The 15717-nt window shown below is 71.1% G+C and carries 13 protein-coding genes and 1 pseudogene; 9 read left to right on the forward strand and 5 right to left on the reverse strand.

Annotated elements, in window-relative coordinates; genetic code table 11:
• Positions 1-51: 51 nt before the first annotated feature.
• Entirely contained in the window at positions 52-273 is a 222-nt protein-coding gene (locus ACZ4SA_RS11890; RefSeq protein ID WP_468272713.1) for a DUF397 domain-containing protein, read from the reverse strand.
• Positions 266-1060: a helix-turn-helix domain-containing protein gene (locus ACZ4SA_RS11895; RefSeq protein ID WP_468272716.1), complete on the reverse strand. Its 795-nt coding sequence runs from the start codon at positions 1058-1060 to the stop codon at positions 266-268. Before ACZ4SA_RS11895 ends, ACZ4SA_RS11890 begins: the two co-directional genes overlap by 8 nt.
• Positions 1061-1261: 201 nt before the next feature.
• Here ACZ4SA_RS11895 and ACZ4SA_RS11900 point away from each other — a divergent pair, with 201 nt between their 5' ends.
• The 5 genes from ACZ4SA_RS11900 (at position 1262) to ACZ4SA_RS11920 (ending at position 7088) form a co-directional block, all read left to right on the forward strand.
• Entirely contained in the window at positions 1262-1594 is a 333-nt protein-coding gene (locus ACZ4SA_RS11900; protein ID WP_468272717.1) for a hypothetical protein, read from the forward strand.
• Positions 1591-1905: a hypothetical protein gene (locus ACZ4SA_RS11905; protein WP_468272720.1), complete on the forward strand. Its 315-nt coding sequence runs from the start codon at positions 1591-1593 to the stop codon at positions 1903-1905. Before ACZ4SA_RS11900 ends, ACZ4SA_RS11905 begins: the two co-directional genes overlap by 4 nt.
• 100 nt (positions 1906-2005) lie before the next feature.
• A complete protein-coding gene (locus tag ACZ4SA_RS11910; protein WP_468272722.1) occupies positions 2006-5572 on the forward strand; it encodes a type I restriction endonuclease subunit R in 3567 nt (1188 codons plus the stop codon).
• Positions 5573-5577: 5 nt separating this feature from the next.
• Positions 5578-6363: a M48 family metallopeptidase gene (locus ACZ4SA_RS11915; protein ID WP_468272724.1), complete on the forward strand. Its 786-nt coding sequence runs from the start codon at positions 5578-5580 to the stop codon at positions 6361-6363.
• Between the two features lie 251 nt (positions 6364-6614).
• Complete coding sequence (locus ACZ4SA_RS11920; protein WP_468272727.1) at positions 6615-7088, forward strand: HEAT repeat domain-containing protein; 474 nt, start codon at positions 6615-6617, stop codon at positions 7086-7088.
• Between the two features lie 56 nt (positions 7089-7144).
• Here the strand turns inward: ACZ4SA_RS11920 and ACZ4SA_RS11925 are convergent, their stop codons facing one another.
• Positions 7145-8578, reverse strand: a complete 1434-nt coding sequence (locus ACZ4SA_RS11925; RefSeq protein ID WP_468272729.1) for a PucR family transcriptional regulator — start codon at positions 8576-8578, stop codon at positions 7145-7147.
• 132 nt (positions 8579-8710) lie between these two features.
• Between ACZ4SA_RS11925 and ACZ4SA_RS11930 the strand changes: the two genes are divergently transcribed.
• The 3 genes from ACZ4SA_RS11930 to ACZ4SA_RS11940 all read left to right on the forward strand — a co-directional run bounded on the left by ACZ4SA_RS11930 (position 8711) and on the right by ACZ4SA_RS11940 (position 12948).
• A complete protein-coding gene (locus tag ACZ4SA_RS11930) occupies positions 8711-10201 on the forward strand; it encodes a sodium:solute symporter family protein (RefSeq protein WP_468272732.1) in 1491 nt (496 codons plus the stop codon).
• A 63-nt stretch (positions 10202-10264) separates the two neighbouring features.
• Positions 10265-11236 (forward strand): agmatinase, encoded by a 972-nt coding sequence (gene speB / locus ACZ4SA_RS11935; RefSeq protein ID WP_468272735.1) that lies wholly within the window; start codon positions 10265-10267, stop codon positions 11234-11236.
• The gene (locus tag ACZ4SA_RS11940; RefSeq protein WP_468272738.1) at positions 11233-12948 is read left to right on the forward strand and encodes a thiamine pyrophosphate-binding protein; all 1716 of its coding nucleotides are present in this window, start codon (positions 11233-11235) and stop codon (positions 12946-12948) included. The genes speB and ACZ4SA_RS11940 overlap by 4 nt, the downstream gene beginning before the upstream one ends.
• 89 nt (positions 12949-13037) lie before the next feature.
• Here ACZ4SA_RS11940 and ACZ4SA_RS11945 read toward each other — a convergent pair whose 3' ends face one another.
• A complete protein-coding gene (locus ACZ4SA_RS11945; protein WP_468272740.1) occupies positions 13038-13409 on the reverse strand; it encodes a hypothetical protein in 372 nt (123 codons plus the stop codon).
• Between the two features lie 949 nt (positions 13410-14358).
• Here ACZ4SA_RS11945 and ACZ4SA_RS11950 point away from each other — a divergent pair.
• Positions 14359-14814, forward strand: a complete 456-nt coding sequence (locus tag ACZ4SA_RS11950; protein WP_468272801.1) for a hypothetical protein — start codon at positions 14359-14361, stop codon at positions 14812-14814.
• 169 nt (positions 14815-14983) lie between these two features.
• Here the strand turns inward: ACZ4SA_RS11950 and ACZ4SA_RS11955 are convergent.
• Positions 14984-15699, reverse strand: a pseudogene (locus tag ACZ4SA_RS11955) (helix-turn-helix domain-containing protein); the annotation flags it as partial.
• Between the last annotated feature and the right edge of the window lie 18 nt (positions 15700-15717).

Genomic DNA, 15717 nt, shown 5'->3' on the forward strand with positions numbered 1-15717 from the left:
TAAGCGAGGGTAGAGTCGCTTTTGCGTTCAGGGGAAGAGGGTGGTGGATCCTCAGGCGGTGAAATTTCCGCCCTGAAGCGCTGTGACGAACAGCGCCCAGTCAGCTGCCGCGAACACGATCGCGGGTCTGTCTGGGGACTTGGAGTCCTGGACCTGGACACCCGACGGGTAGCCGTCCTGAACCTCCACGCAACTGCCGCCATCCCCGCTGCTGTACGACGACTTGCGCCAGCCGCTCAGCGCGGCCGCGTTCGGGATGGTGCGGTCAGTCATGGTGTCCGTATTCCTCTGCCGTCGCCCTCAGTAGGGCGAGCGTCTCCTTGCGGGGGAGCGCGTCGCCCAAGGCGAGAGTGTAGGTGCGCTGCAAAATCTCGACCAGCGCGGGGGAGTCGTGCAGCTTGCCCATGAGAACGCCTTCGCCATAGGCCACCGGCGGCTGGTCGTCGAACGTCATCAGCGACAACATCCCCTGGAGCAGCGGGTGGTAGCCCGCGCCGAAGGGGAGTACATGCACGCGCACTCGCTCGCACTCAACCATGCCGACGATGTGGGCCAGTTGCTTCGCCATGATCCTCGGGCTCCCAACAAGCCGCCGCACCACCGCTTCATTAAGTAGTGCGCAGAAGAGCGGAGTGACAGGGTCGGTGAGGATGCTTCCGCGCTTGAGCCGTGTGACGAGGAGCTTGTCACCTTCCTCCTCACTCCGGGGAGTGACACTGGGGCGCAGAACCGCCCGCGCGTAGTCCTCCGTCTGAAGGACGCCCGGCACCAGGGACAGCGCGAACTCATGGATCACTGTCGCCTGTTGCTCCAGCGCCAGCGCCGACTCGAAGTAGTCCGGGACCGCCACGTCCTGCTTCGGCAGGAAGCTCTGGAGCACATCCCCCGTGCCCAGGGCCCGATCCAGCCGCCGTGCGTCCTCATGGGAGGGAATCCGGCGGCCCGCCTCGATGTGGGCGATGTGGGAGCGCGTCATGATCGCGACGTCGGCCAGCTCCTGCTGGGTGAGGCCGGCCGCCTCACGTTGGGCCCTCAGCCACTCGCCGTAGACGTTGGTCATCGTCAACTCCCTCGTGACAAAAGCTCCGTCACACCGAACCCCCTGGTCAGCGTAGCCCGACCGGTCTCACGCTGTGAGGGAATCGCTACAGAGCGAAGTCTCGGCGGGCAGTCCTGTTCGCCGGTGCCGAGTACGCGAGACCCCCGCGACCGACGTGAACGGTCCGGGGGCGTGGCCCTCAACTACGCAGGAGTCGAAGACGTGTTGCACTGTATCGCCCAGATGCTGGACCCGCTGCTGCGGCTTCTGTGGCCTCCGCCGCCCGGACGCCACCGTCCGCCGTGCGCCCGCTGCCCCCTCGTACAGCACCAGCCCGAGCTTGAGCCCGACCCGGTCCCACCCCCGGCCCCCGAACCGTACTTCCGGGGAGAGGACAGCCCCCTCGTGCGTCCCTACCTCCTCGCCCAAGAGCGCCGCCAGGTCGCCCAGACCGAGGCCCGGCGGCAGCGCGGCCGCCGCCGTGCTCTCTGGCTGGCCGTGCACGGTGTCGACATCGGCCCCCGCTTCATCCACGGACGGGAGGTCGCGGCGTGAGCCCGCACACCCCCACCACCGCGAGGCTGCTCCCCTGGACGGGCCCCGAGGGCAAGCCCTGCTATCTCGTCACCGACGGCGAGGGCTATGTCTCCCGAGTCGCCGACAACATCGAGAGCGTGCAGCTCGGCATGGCCACCGACCTTCTCGGCCATGTCGAGGACCTGTTGCGCGACCCCTCGGCGACGTCCGAGCAGCTCCGTTACGTCGTTGCCCGCCTCGCGGAGTCCCTGCGCGAGCTGCATCGCATCGCGCGCAGCAGGGGTGCGCGGCTGAAACCCGCCCCCGCAGGCGCCGATCAGCCCCAATAGCCCGCGCCGCCAAGCGGCTTGAAACCTCGCCCGTTCCCGGCCCATCACGCAGAATGGATCACCTGCACGGGTGCGGTGAGCGGGCGAGGGGCGTGGGGACATGGCGACGATGCAGTCCGAGCGGGACGAGGTGGAGCGGCCGACCGTCGCCCAACTCAAGGCCATGGGCTGGAAGCACGTCCCCGGCACGGACATCGGCACGCTCGACGTCGATTCCCCGTTCCTCACCGATCAGCTCACCAGGGCCCTGCGACGGATCAACCTCCGTGCCGCCGACGGACTGCCGTGGATGGACGAGAAGGACGACGTCAGGCGCGCGGTCAACGCTCTGGCGTCCGTCTCCCTCGGCGAGGGCGTGGAGAAGGCCAACCTCGCCACCACCGACCTCCTCCTCAGCGGTCTGCTGCTCCCCGGCCCGTCCGCCGCGCACGGCGGCCCCTCCGCCACCGTGCAGTACGTCGAGTGGCACGAGGAGCGCGCCGACCGCAACGAGTTCACCGTCGTCGACCAGCTCCGCGTCCGGAACCGGTCCGGTGAGGAGTCGGTCCTCGACATCGTCCTCTTCGTGAACGGCATCCCGCTCGTCGCCTTCGAGTGCAAGCGGCCCGACCTCGTCGACCCGATCCACGACGCCGTCGTCGACCTCAGGCACTACGCCGGGTCCCCCCTCCCCGACGACGATGACCGGGGCGGCGAGTCGGCGCCGCTGCCCGCCGGTGTCCCGGAGCTCTTCCGCACCGTGCAGCTCCTCGTCGCCGCCACGGCGGAGACCGCTCACCTGGGCACGATCACCTCCACCCCGGACCACTTCCACCCTTGGCGCAGCGTCGAGCCCGAGGAGCCGGCGACGCTCACCGCCGAACTCCCGGACGGGACCCGCAAACTCAACGAGCGCCACAAGCTGGTCGGTGTCGTCCTGCGCCCGGACGCGCTTCTCAGAGTCGTCCGGCACTACATCGTGCCGATGACCGTGCCGACCGAGGCGGGCGGCGCGCGGACGGTCAAGGCCGTCGCTCGACACCAGCAGTACCGGGCATCCGAGAAGGCGGTCCGCAAGCTGCTCACCGGCAATGCACGTGGCGGTCCGGTCCTCGACGACGAGCGCGGCGGCGTCATCTGGCACACCCAGGGCTCCGGCAAGAGCCTCACCATGACTTTCCTCGTCCGCCGGATGCACCTGCACCACCGGCTCAGCGAGTTCATGGTGGTCGTCGTCACCGACCGGACCCAGTTGCAGCGGCAGCTCGCGGAGACCCTGCGCCTCAGCGAGTCCGAGGTGGAGACCGCGCAGAACGCCGCCCAGATGGAAGGCCTGCTGCGGGACGGCGGCAGGCGGGTGGTGTTCGCGATGATTCAGAAGTACGGGGCCGGTGGCTTCACCTTCGCCGCCGAGGCGGAGGAGGACGGGGACGAGCGGGACTTCGCCGCCGAGTACGAGGAGGCGGAGAAGGCCCGGCGGGAGCGGCGTGCGGCGAAGCTGCCGCCCGTGCCGAACTTCCCCGAGTGCAACACCTCGCCCGACATCCTCGTCCTCGTCGACGAGGCGCACCGCTCGCACACCAGCCTGCTGCACGCGGCCCTGCGCAAGGCGATCCCCAACGCGGCGAAGATCGGTTTCACCGGCACCCCGATCATGACCGGGAAGGCCGAGGACACCCGCCGGATCTTCCACGGTGATACCGGTCAGGAGTTCCTGGACGAGTACCGGATGGCGGACGCCGAGAACGACGGCGTGGTCGTCCGCATCCGCTACGAGGGCCGCACCGGCGAAGGGGCGGTGCTCGATAAGGAGGGTCTGGACCGGCGGTTCGAAGACCTCATCCGCGACCGCGACGACGAGCAGAAGCGCGAACTTCTGAACCGGTGGCCCAGCGAGCGGGACGTCGCCGAGTCCAAGCCGATGATCCGCGCCAAGGCCGAGGACATGCTGGAGCACTGGGTGACCACCGTGCTCGCGAGCGGCGGTTTCAAGGCCCAGGTCGCGGCAGTCAGCCGGAAGGCCGCGGTCGAGTACCACCACGCGCTGCGTGCCGCGCGCGACGCGCTGCTGGCGGAGCTGGCGGAGTTCCGCCCGGAAGCGGTCAGCGGGACACCGGTCGAGGACATGGACCGGCGGACCCGGTACCTCTTCCAGGCGCACCGGTTCCGTTCGCTGCTGCGCCGGATCGACTTCGTGCCGGTCGTCTCGCCCGGCACGGAGCGCAAGCGGCGCGAATGGCTCCACTGGACGGACCCGGTGAGGCAGGCCGCGTACATCGAGCGCTTCCACCAGGCGTTCCCGGCGTTCCCCCCGGAGCCCGACTGGGTCCTCACCACGCCCTTCCACCCTCCGGTGAACGAGCCCAAGGCTCCAGCGTCCACCGGTGGCAATCCCTGGTCCCAGGAGCACGCAAACCAGCCGGGGCAGCCGGCCGCCGATCCGCAGCCCGACCCTGTCCACCCCGACAGCCCGATCGCCTTCCTCATCGTCAAATCCATGCTGCTCACCGGCTTCGACGCCCCGCGCGAGCAGTCGCTCTACATGGACCGTCCGATCCGGGACGCGGAACTGCTCCAGGCCGTCGCCCGGGTGAACCGTCCGATGCGCGGCAAGGAGATCGGCTACGTCGTCGACTACTACGGTGTCTTCCAGCACCTGGAGGACGCGCTCGCCGAGTACAAGAAGGCGGACGTCGACGACACCATGCTCAGCATGTCCGCCGAGGTCGGCAGCCTGAAGCCGGCGGTGGAGGAAGTACGCAGTTACCTCAGGGACCACGCCGGCGTCATCGACGCGGATCTCGTCGACTTCGCCGCCGTGCGGAACGCCGCCCTGGCCTTCGAGGACGCGTCCGTGCGCGCGGGCTTCGACGACGTGCTGCACGGCTTCCTCACCACGCTGGAGCGGGTGCTGCCGCACGAGCGCGGCCTGGACTATGTCGCCGAGGCCCGTCGCTGGGGTCTGCTGCAGAAGCGCATCCGCACCCTCCACCGGGACACGGCGGACGGCGGCTTCACGATGCGCAGGATCGGCCGCAAGGTCCGCGCTCTGATCGCCGAGCACCTGGAGGGCCCGGAGATCGACCAGGTGATCGCACCCGTCTCACTGGCGTCGCCCGTCTTCGACGAGCGGGTGCGGGCCATGCCCCCGCGCGAGGCCGCCGCCGAGATGGGGCACGCCCTGCGCTTCCACCTGGAGGAGCGGGTCAAGCGGGAGGACCCGGAGAAGTACACCCGGCTCTCGGAGCGGCTGGAGGAGATCCTGCGGGACATGCCCGGCCGCTTCGACGACCAGATCCGGGAGTTCGGACCGCTCTTCGACGAGGTGCGCCGCCGGAGCGAGGAGGACCCCAGGTTCGCGGGGCTCACCCCCCTGGAGCAGGTCGTCTACCGCCTCCTGGAGCGGGACACGGAGGACAACCCGGGCGTGGACACCAGCGAGGCCGACCTGCGGGCGGTCGTCGAAGCGGTGTGCGACGCGGCTGCCGAGACCATGACCAAAGCCTCCTATCAGCGCCAGGACCAGGACGTCACCCTTCTCGCCGGCAGGATCGAGATGGTGCTGCTGCAGGGTCGTGTCCGGCCCGCCGGTGCGGACTGGGGGGCGCTGCGGGCGCTCGCCCAAGGACTCGCGGCCCACGCCAACGCCAACCCTGGGCCGTTCCGGGCGAGGCGGAGGGGAGAATAGGCGGGATGACCGCCACCACCGTCGACTCCGCTTCTCCGGTCGCTCTCACCGAGGGCGACCGGCTCGCCGTCGACGGAATGGTGCTGGACGTACGCGTCAGCCCCCGGCGCAAGCGCTTCGCGCTCACGATCGAGCTGGACTCCGAGATCACGCTGCACACGCCTCAGGGGCGCCCGGCAGCCGACGCGGCGGACTTCGTCCGGGCCCACCGGGCATGGGTGGCGGACAAGCTCGCCGTCCGCGAACGGACCCGACCGCTCACCCCGCCCAAGCGCCTCGTTGAAGGCGAGGTCTTCCGATACCTGGGACGCACGTACCGGCTCACCGTTGACGAGGAACGCGCGGAGGACGCCCCTGTGCGGCTCGTCGCCGGACGGCTCGTGCTGGGCGCGGCGCAAGCTACCGATCCCGTGCTCGGCCGGGCGGCGCTCGTCGCCTGGTACTGCCGGGCCGGCCGACGGTGGGCCGGCGGGCGCCTCCAGCCATGGGCCGCTCGCATGGGGGTGTCCGAACCCGCCCTGGACGTGTCCGATCTCGGAGGACGGTGGGGCAGCTACCGGCCCGGCCCGCACAGCCGGGAGAAGGGGAACATGAGTCTCGGATGGCCGCTGTTCCAGCTCCCCATGCACCTGGTGGACTACGTCGTCGCCCATGAGCTCGCCCATGTCAGGATCCATGGTCACGGGCCGGACTTCTGGGGTCTGCTCGGGCGGGCCCTTCCCGAATTCGAGGAGCGCAGGACGGAACTCGACGAGCTGGGACGGCGCATGTGGATGGGGGACATCGCGTAGCCGCTGGCTGTGCTGCGACCAGACCGAGCGGGGGCCGGATGAAGGCGCGGGTTGGACCACACAGTGAAATGCCCCAGCACTGACCCCGGAAAGGCCGACGAACCTCGCAGGCGCGATATCAGGTTCACCGCCGAGCTGCTCGCCGCGGCGATAGCGAAGCATGACCGAGCCGAGCGACGCTGCCGCCTCCTCACCGCCCTGGCCCGCCATATCCCTGAGACCAGGCTGCGACTGTCTCCTACGCTCTGCCCGTGGACGGATACCAGAGTCTGACGGAATTGATCGAATCGGCCTGGGAGGAGCTGAACGGCTCCGACGCGAGCCGCCGGGACCTCTCCCTCGATGTCGTCGGCGACGTCCTGGAGACGGGCCGTTTGACGACGGACGACGCGGAGCGCGCCGTCGAGCGCCTCGTCACAGTCGCGCTTTCCGATGAGCGCTACACGGTGCGGGAGTCGGCGCTTCACGCAGCCTGCACCGCCGCCATGCGCTACGAGCTTCCCTACCGGGTGGTGGAGCCGCTCGCCGGTGGTGCGGATGCCTTTGAGCCCTTGCTCCTGGACTACATCCTTACCATCCTCGGCTCGACTCACGACCAGGCGGCGCTGCCGGTGGTCGCGCGGTTCCTCCAGCACCCCCACGCCGAGGTACGTAGGGAGGCGGCAGAGGCGGTGAACGAACTACGCTCGCGCCGGGAGACCGCCCAGGGAGAAGCGGCCCAGTAGATCCTGGTTCATGCCGCTTGGCGCAGGGGCGGCTGCATCGGCCGCCGCAAGCCCCGTCACCCGTGCCGCAGCGCGAACCACAGCTCCATGCGGATGTCCGGGTCGTCCAGGTCTTCGTCCAGCAGGGCCGCGCAGCGGCCGATGCGCTGGCGGACGGTGTTGCGGTGGACCTCCATCGCCGCGGCCGTGCGGTCCCAGCTGCCGTGCAGCGACAGCCAGGTGCGCAGGGTCTCGGTGAGGGCGGGGGAGCCCGTGAGCGGGGCGAGGCGCAGGCGAGCCGCGTCAGGGGAGAAGGGGGCCGTTTCCCGGTGGCGGACCAGGTCCTTGCGGGTGGCCGCCGCCCTGCGTACGGCCCGCGCGGCCTGCGCGTCCGCCGCGGCCAGCTCCTCGGGGCCGGCGGGGGCGCTGACGCCCAGGGTCCAGCCGGGCTGTGCGGCCGCTTCGCTGCCGTCCGGCAGCAGGACCCGTACGGAGCCGTCCGCGTCCGGGTCGACGAGCGCGCTGCCGAGGGCCGCGCCGAGCGCGGCCGCGGCGAAGGGGGAGCGGTCGTCGCCCCGCGCGTGGACGACGGTCCACGGCCCCGGCCCCAGGAGTGGCGCGGTCTCGGCAGGTGCCTTGCCGAGCAGCAGCCGTACGAGCGCGGCGCTGCGGTCCGTCGCCTTGGCGCCCTGGTGCGGGGCGGTGAGCAGGGAGAGCAGTACGACGGCGACCCCGGCGACCGTGTGGTCCCCTGCCGCCCGGCCCGGCGTGGCCAGCCCGAGCACGAGGCCCTGGTTGCCGCCGAGGGCGTACGCGGAGAGATGGCCCGCCGCCGTCAGGTCCGTCGCCGACGCGGGGGACGGCCGGAGTGCCCCGCCGGGGTTCGGGTTCACCACATGTGCCAGCCGGGTCACGCCCGCCACTGCCTCGTCGGACGGTCCGCGGCCGGCCGCGGACAGCGGGGCTCCGTCCGGGCCGAGCAGGACCGCCCAGCCGTCCAGCCGTACGGCCAGCTGGTGCAGCACCGCCGGCACCGGATCGGGGCGGGCCGCCGCCGTGGCCAGGCCCTGCTGGGCCTGGGTGACCCGGCGCAGCTCGCGGTGGCGGGCCTCCGCCATCAGCCGCCACACGGCTCGCGCGACGGCGGTGAACGTGGTCTCGGGCGGCACCTCCAGCAGCGCCAGCCCACGCCGCTCGCACGCCTCGACCAGCTCGTCGGGCACGGTGTCGTGCACCGGCGCCACGCCGAAGCCGAGCGCGACCGCCCCGGCCTCGACGATGCGCGACACATACCGGTCCGGGTCCTTGAGCAGGACACCGGCGCTGAGCAGCAGCTCGCCGCCGAGAAGGTACGGATAGGGGTCGGCCATCTCCGAGGTGTGGACCATGTGGACGGCCGTGCCCCGGTCCGCGGGCGGGCCCGCGAGCTGGCGCAGCCCCAGCTCCTCGTCGGCGAGCAGGGCCGCCAACGGGACGGGCGGGGTGGGGGGTGCCGTTGTGGGCTCCGGCATGGACGGTCCATCCATCGACGATGAGAGGAATGGATAAAACGTACACTTCAAGGAAGCTTTCCGGCCACCTACCGTCGTCTCTCACAAGCGCGCACTCACGACCGTTCCGGGGGACGAAACGGAAGGAAGCCGATGGCTGTCGACTACGCAGTGATCGTCGTTTATCTGGCCGGCATGCTCGGCATGGGCTGGTGGGGCATGCGCCGCGCCAAGTCCAAGAGCGAGTTCCTCGTGGCGGGCCGCCGTCTCGGCCCCTGGATGTACTCCGGCACCATGGCCGCGATCGTCCTCGGCGGCGCGTCGACGATCGGCGGCGTCGGCCTCGGCTACAAGTACGGGCTGTCGGGCGCCTGGATGGTCTTCACCATCGGCCTCGGGCTGCTCGTCCTGTCGGTCTTCTTCTCCGCGCGCATCGCCCGCCTGAAGGTCTACACCGTCTCCGAGATGCTCGACCTGCGCTACGGCGGCAAGGCGGGCGTCATCTCGGGCGTGGTGATGTGGGCGTACACGCTGATGCTCGCGGTCACCTCGACCATCGCGTACGCCACGATCTTCGACGTCCTCTTCGACCTCAACCGCACCGTCTCGATCATCCTCGGCGGGGCCATCGTCGTCGCGTACTCGACCCTCGGCGGCATGTGGTCGATCACCCTCACCGACATGGTGCAGTTCGTCGTCAAGACGATCGGCGTGCTGCTGCTCCTGCTGCCGATCGCGGTCGTCAAGGCCGGCGGCTTCAGCGAGATGAAGGCCGCGCTGCCCACCGAGTACTTCGCCCCGCTCGGCATCGGCGGCGAGACGATCTTCACGTACGTCCTGATCTACACCTTCGGCATGCTGATCGGGCAGGACATCTGGCAGCGGGTGTTCACCGCCCGCGGCGACAAGGTCGCGCGCTACGGCGGCACGGTCGCCGGCACGTACTGCCTGGTCTACGCCCTCGCCGGCGCGGTCATCGGCACCGCGGCCAAGGTCCTCTACCCGAACCTCGCCAACGCCGACGACGCCTTCGCCACCATCGTCAAGGACGAACTCCCCATCGGTGTGCGTGGCCTCGTGCTGGCCGCCGCCCTCGCGGCCGTCATGTCCACCTCCTCCGGCGCGCTGATCGCCTGCGCCACCGTCGCCAACAACGACATCTGGTCCCGGCTGCGCGGACTGGCCCACAAGGGCGCCCAGCGTGACGAGGTGAAGGGCAACCGCGCGTTCATCCTGATCATGGGCATCGGAGTCATCTGCATCGCCATCGCGCTCAACAACGTCGTCGAGGCGCTGACCGTCGCCTACAACCTCCTCGTCGGCGGTCTGCTCGTTCCGATCCTCGGCGGTCTGCTCTGGAAGCGCGGCACCGTTTACGGCGCGCTGTCCTCCGTCGTCGTCGGCGGGTGCTCGGTCATCGGCCTCATGGCGACGTACGGGATCCTCGCCAACGAGCCCGTCTACTACGGCCTGCTCGCCTCACTGGCGGCCTACGTGATCGTCAGCCTGGCCACCCCGCCGACCGACGCGGCCGTCCTCGCCAACTGGCGCGAGCGGCTCGCGGGCCGGGGCGGCGACGAGGAAGCGCAGCCCGAGTCCCGGCCCGAGCCCCCGGCGGCCGAACCGGTGGCCGCGCACAGTTAAAGTCGTACAACCGCACCGAAGCGCGATGAAGCGCCACAAAGCGCAGGAAAGAAGGCAATTCACATGAGCAGCAACGAGCAGCCGCGCGGCCCCGTCGACTCCTCCCGCATCCCGCGGTATGCCGGGCCCGCGACGTTCGCCCGGCTGCCCAGGCTCGACGAGGTCGGCACCGCCGACGTCGCCGTGGTCGGCGTTCCCTTCGACACCGGAGTCTCCTACCGCCCCGGTGCGCGCTTCGGCGGCAACGCCATCCGCGAGGCGTCGAGGCTCCTGCGCCCGTACAACCCGGCACAGGACGCCTCGCCCTTCGCCCTCGCCCAGGTCGCCGACGCGGGCGACATCGCGGCCAACCCGTTCAACATCAACGAGGCCGTCGACACCATCGAAGCCGCCGCGGACGACCTCCTCGGCACCGGCGCCCGCATGATGACGCTCGGCGGCGACCACACCATCGCCCTGCCGCTGCTGCGCTCCGTCGCCAAGAAGCACGGTCCGGTCGCGCTGCTGCACTTCGACGCGCACCTCGACACCTGGGACACGTACTTCGGCGCGGAGTACACGCACGGCACGCCGTTCCGACGGGCCGTCGAGGAAGGCATCCTCGACACCTCCGCCCTCTCCCACGTGGGCACGCGCGGCCCGCTGTACGGCAAGCAGGACCTCGACGACGACGAGAAGATGGGCTTCGGCATCGTCACCTCCGCCGACGTCATGCGACGCGGCGTGGACGAGGTCGCCGACCAGCTGCGCCAGCGCATCGGCGACCGCCCGCTGTACATCTCCATCGACATCGACGTGCTCGACCCGGCGCACGCGCCCGGCACCGGCACGCCCGAGGCGGGCGGCCTCACCTCCCGCGAACTGCTCGAGATCATCCGCGGCCTGGCCTCGTGCAACCTCGTCTCCGCCGACGTCGTCGAGGTCGCCCCGGCCTACGACCACGCCGAGATCACGTCGGTCGCCGCGTCGCACACCGCGTACGAGCTGACGACGATCATGTCCCGGCAGATCGCAGCCGCGAGGGCCGCCAGGTGACCCACGACCACGACCTGGTGCTTCGCCCCACGCCCGCGCAGACCGCCGCGGCCCTCAACCCCCCGCCCGGCCGCAACGGCGGCGACCTGGTCGTCGAGACCCTCTCCGGGCTCGGCGCCACGACGGTCTTCGGCCTGCCCGGCCAGCACGCGCTCGGCATGTTCGACGCATTGCGCCGCTCGTCGCTGACGTATGTCGGCCTGCGGGTCGAGAACAACGCCGGCTTCGCCGCCGACGCGTACGGCCGGGTCACCGGCGAGGCGGCGCCGCTGCTGCTGTCGACCGGCCCGGGCGCCCTGATGTCCCTGGCCGCGCTGCAGGAGGCGGCCGCGGCGTCGGCGCCCGTGCTCGCGATCGGCAGCCAGGTGCCCACCGCCGGGCTCGGCGGCGGCCGTCACGGCTACCTGCACGAACTGCGCGACCAGCAGGCGTCGTTCCGTGACATCGTCAAGTCCGTGCACGTCGTGCGCACCGCGTCCCAGATCCCGTCCGCCCTCGCCGCGGCGTGGAAGTCGGCACTGACCGCGCCGCACGGCCCGGTATGGGTCGAGATCCCGCAGGACGTGCTCCTCGCCGAGACCACGCTGCCGGTCGTCACCGCCATGGACGCCACCCCGGACGAGGTCGTCCCCCGCCCCGAACTGACCGCCGTGGCAGCCGGTCTGCTGTCGTCCGCCGCGCGGCCGGTGATCATCGCTGGTGGCGGGGTCGTACGCTCCGACGCCTCGGGCAAGCTGCTCGCCCTCGCCGAGAAGCTCGACGCGCCGGTCGTCACCACCTTCGGCGGCAAGGGCGCCTTCCCCTGGGAGCATCCGCTGTCCCTCCAGTCCTGGCTGGAGGACCGGCACACCACCGACTTCCTGGAGTCGGCCGACGTGCTGCTCGTCGTCGGCTCGGGGCTCGGCGAACTGTCCTCGAACTACCACACCTTCGCGCCTCGCGGCCGGGTGATCCAGATCGAGGCGGACCTCGGCAAGCTGGAGTCGAACCACGCGGGACTCGGCATCCACGCGGACGCCCGCCTGGCCCTGTCCGCCCTGCTGGAGACCCTCGAGGCGGGGGCACCTCCCGTGCCCGAAGGGCTACGGGGGAGTACGGACCCGTCGGCCGCCGACGCCGTACGGGACGTGCTCACGGCGGTCCGCACCCGGATCGCCTCCCAGGAACTGACCCTGGAGCAGCAGATCCTCGAGTCCGTGCGGGCGGCTCTGCCGGACGACTCGCCCAGCTTCTGGGACATGACGATCCTGACGTACTGGGCATGGTCGGCCTTCGACGCGCGCCGCCCCAACACCATGCACTCCGCGCAGGGCGCGGGCGGACTCGGCTACGGCTTCCCGGCGGCGCTCGGCGCGGCAGCCGCCGACCGTACGCGTCCGGTGCTCGCCGTCTCTGGCGACGGCGGTGCGATGTACTCCATCGCCGAACTGGCGACCGCCCGGCAGTACGACCTGCCGGTCACCTGGCTGATCGTGGACGACGGGGGCTACGGCATCCTGCGCGAGTACATGACGGACGCGTTCGGCGAGGCCACGGCGACCGAGCTGGCACGCCCGGACTTCGTCGCCCTCGCCGAGTCCTTCGGCGTCCCGGCGGTACGGACGTCCGCGGAGACGCTGAGCGAAGACCTGGCGAAGGCGTTCGCCGGGCGGGGCCCGTCGGTGGTGGTCCTTCCGGCGCTGCTGCGGATGTTCGCCCCGACGCACATGTGACGGACCTGTGTGCCACCCGGCCTCGCCACCCCCTTCCCCCCTGGGGCGGCGGGGCCGGGTCACGCCGGGGCGCCATGGAGATCCGCTCCTCACCTCTTCTGCAGGGTGTGCGTGGGCGCGTACTTGACCATCTGCTGGTGGTAGCCCTCGAGGAACTGCGTCACCTGCGCCGCGTCGAGGCTGTGGAGGTGCCTGCCGTTCGCCGGCAGGAAATCCGGTATGGAGCGGAACAGCTCCTCGGCGACCTTCACATGATCCCGCCCCCGCGCTCGAGCCCGGAGCAGGTGCTCTGCCGCGTCCTGGAGCAGGCCCGGGATCTTCTTGGACGGACTGCGCTGCGCCTCCTCGCGGGGCTGCAGGTCCGCGAGCTTGCGGTTGCCGGTGCCGATGGCGCAGAGCGCCTCCAAGGTCGCGTACAGCTGTCCGCAGAGGTGCGCGGGCGTGGGCTTGGCATCGGCCATGGGAGTCCCCCTTCTCGTCGGTCCGTCCGACGACTGCCGTGAGTCACTACCCACGGCCGCCGGCCGTGGAACGCCCGTCAGGCACCACCCCCGACGGTCGTGCCGGCGAAGGAGTGGTGCTCGTGCGCGACGCCCCAGCGCTGGGTGAAGTCGTCCAGGATGAGAAGGCCACTCGAGATGACCAGCTCTTGATAAGCCGATGCGTTGATATCAGCGCCGGCTTCTCAAGCGGCCGCATCTGCATGCCGATGTTTCCGACGGAAGCTCGTACCGGCTTCCGGAGCAGCAGTCGAATCGGTTTACAAGGGAGCTGTGTATGAGTCTTGAGCGCAAGGCGAAGTCGCCACTGGGCCCACTGCCCGGACGGCGACGGTGGGCCGCCCGCGGTGCCATGGCCTCCATGGCCCTCGTACTTTTCGGGATCGCAGGTCCCGGGTTCGCATTGGCGGCCGGCTCGCAGGCCACGGGTGTGAGAGCGGCAGCGCATCTGACCGGCGGGGAGTGCGAGCCGGCCCAGCCGGACCCCAGGGTGGGATCCGCCGCGGCCGGGCTGTACGAGCCGCCCGACCGCGACGGGTGCAGGCGGGGGCCGACCGGGGCCACGGGTCCGACCGGGCCCACCGGTCCTACAGGGGACACCGGACCCACGGGCCCGTCTGGGGACACCGGACCCACGGGCCCGTCTGGGGACACCGGACCCACGGGCCCGGCTGGGCCCACCGGCGCCACCGGTCCCACGGGTCCGGCCGGCCTCGACCTGCACGGGCTGGAGGAGTTCACCGCCTTCGAGGAAACCTTCGTCCCACCCGAGGGCGTCACGTCGGTCTTCGTCCAGGCCTGGGGAGGAGGTGGAGGCGCGGGCGGCGGAGGCGGAGGCGCCGCCGCCCCGCAGCCAGGCAACGGCGGAGGGGGCGGAGGAGGCGGAGCCGGGGGCTTTGCCTGGTGCCTGGTGCCGGTCACCCCCGGAGACGTCTACACGGTCGATGGGGGCCTCGGCGGCGCCGGCGGCGTCGGCGGTGGAGTTGGTGAGGACGGCGATGACGGCAATCCGGGGGACGATGCGACCCTGACCGCACCCGATGCCACCGTCCTGGTCAGCGCTACCGGGGGGCAGGGCGGCGGCGGGGGAGGCGCCGGCGGCCCAGGCGATGGTACCCCCGGTGCCGGCGGCGCAGGCGGCAGCGGAACCTGCGCAGGGGACGGCGTGACCCGGCCGGGCGACAACGGCTCCGCAGGGATCGCCGGCAGCCAGACCGGCGGCGCGGGCGGCGAACCGGCGGATGGCATCGTCGCCCCGCCGGGCATCGGTGCCTCAGGCGGTACCGGGGGTGCGGGCGGAGCAGTCGGCTCCGCCGGTAGCCCGGGCGGACCGGGCGGCGGCCCGTACGTCGTCGTGTGGTGGTAACGCCTCTGCCGGCACAGGCCCGGGTCCCCGGTTCCCAGGGACCCGGCCGCCGGGCCTGACGCACCACCTGTCGGAACGGGACACCCCCGCCGTGCGGCCCGGCCAACATGGAGCCGCCTTCGGCGCGGACGGACAGAAGGATCGCGAGTGGTGCCACGGCGACGGGGAGGCGGCCGACGGCTGCTCCGGCGAGCAGGTGCCGTACTCCGCCGTCGCGGTTGTAGGTGGCGGCGCGGTTCGCGGTCGGGGTCCTTGTGGTTGCCGCCGCGCTCGGCCCGCTGCCGGCCCGGGTGGGCATCAGGTTGAGCGGGCCGAACTCGTCCATGTTGAAGATGACTTCGGGCTCGCCGTCCTCGGGCAGGACCTCTCCGTCAGCGATCGCATACAGGTGCTCGACCCGCGCCTTCTTGGCCGGGCAGTCGGGGTCGCGGGAGGTCTTTCAGGTCTTCACGCGTTGAAAGGAGGCGCCATCCTCGCGGAGCAGGATGCGCAGGCCCTCGTGGCTGATGTCGTCGACCACCCCCTCGGCGACCATGAAGTTCGCCGGCCTGGTCAGGCTCCAGGCCGAGAAACGGCAGGTCGTGCTCGGTCGGCTTGGACTTCGCGATCTTCTTGATCTCGCGCCGCTCGGGCAGCGTGAACGTCTTGGGCCGGCCACCCTTGTACTTCGGACACAACGACTCGAAGCCGTCGGCGTTGAAGTTGTGGATCACATCCCGGACCCGGTCGTCGCCGGTGCAACGGCACCTCGGCGATTTTCGCCACCGGCATGCCCTGCGCAGACAGCAGCACCATCTGGGCCCGCCGCCAGGTCACCACCGAACCCGTACCGCGGCGGATCCTTGTTGCGCGGGATGAAAACCGCCGTCCCCCGCGTTGGTGCATTCCGGAAGATCAGGCCCC

The sequence above is a fragment of the Streptomyces sp. NPDC027962 genome (assembly GCF_055566095.1).

Coding starts and splice junctions, on each gene's coding strand:
- ACZ4SA_RS11890 (WP_468272713.1), bottom strand. CDS start 273: ATGACTGACCGCACCATCCCGAACGCGGCCGCGCTGAGCGGCTGGCGC.
- ACZ4SA_RS11895 (WP_468272716.1), bottom strand. CDS start 1,060: ATGACCAACGTCTACGGCGAGTGGCTGAGGGCCCAACGTGAGGCGGCC.
- ACZ4SA_RS11910 (WP_468272722.1), top strand. CDS start 2,006: ATGGCGACGATGCAGTCCGAGCGGGACGAGGTGGAGCGGCCGACCGTC.
- ACZ4SA_RS11915 (WP_468272724.1), top strand. CDS start 5,578: ATGACCGCCACCACCGTCGACTCCGCTTCTCCGGTCGCTCTCACCGAG.
- ACZ4SA_RS11925 (WP_468272729.1), bottom strand. CDS start 8,578: ATGCCGGAGCCCACAACGGCACCCCCCACCCCGCCCGTCCCGTTGGCG.
- ACZ4SA_RS11930 (WP_468272732.1), top strand. CDS start 8,711: ATGGCTGTCGACTACGCAGTGATCGTCGTTTATCTGGCCGGCATGCTC.
- speB (WP_468272735.1), top strand. CDS start 10,265: ATGAGCAGCAACGAGCAGCCGCGCGGCCCCGTCGACTCCTCCCGCATC.
- ACZ4SA_RS11945 (WP_468272740.1), bottom strand. CDS start 13,409: ATGGCCGATGCCAAGCCCACGCCCGCGCACCTCTGCGGACAGCTGTAC.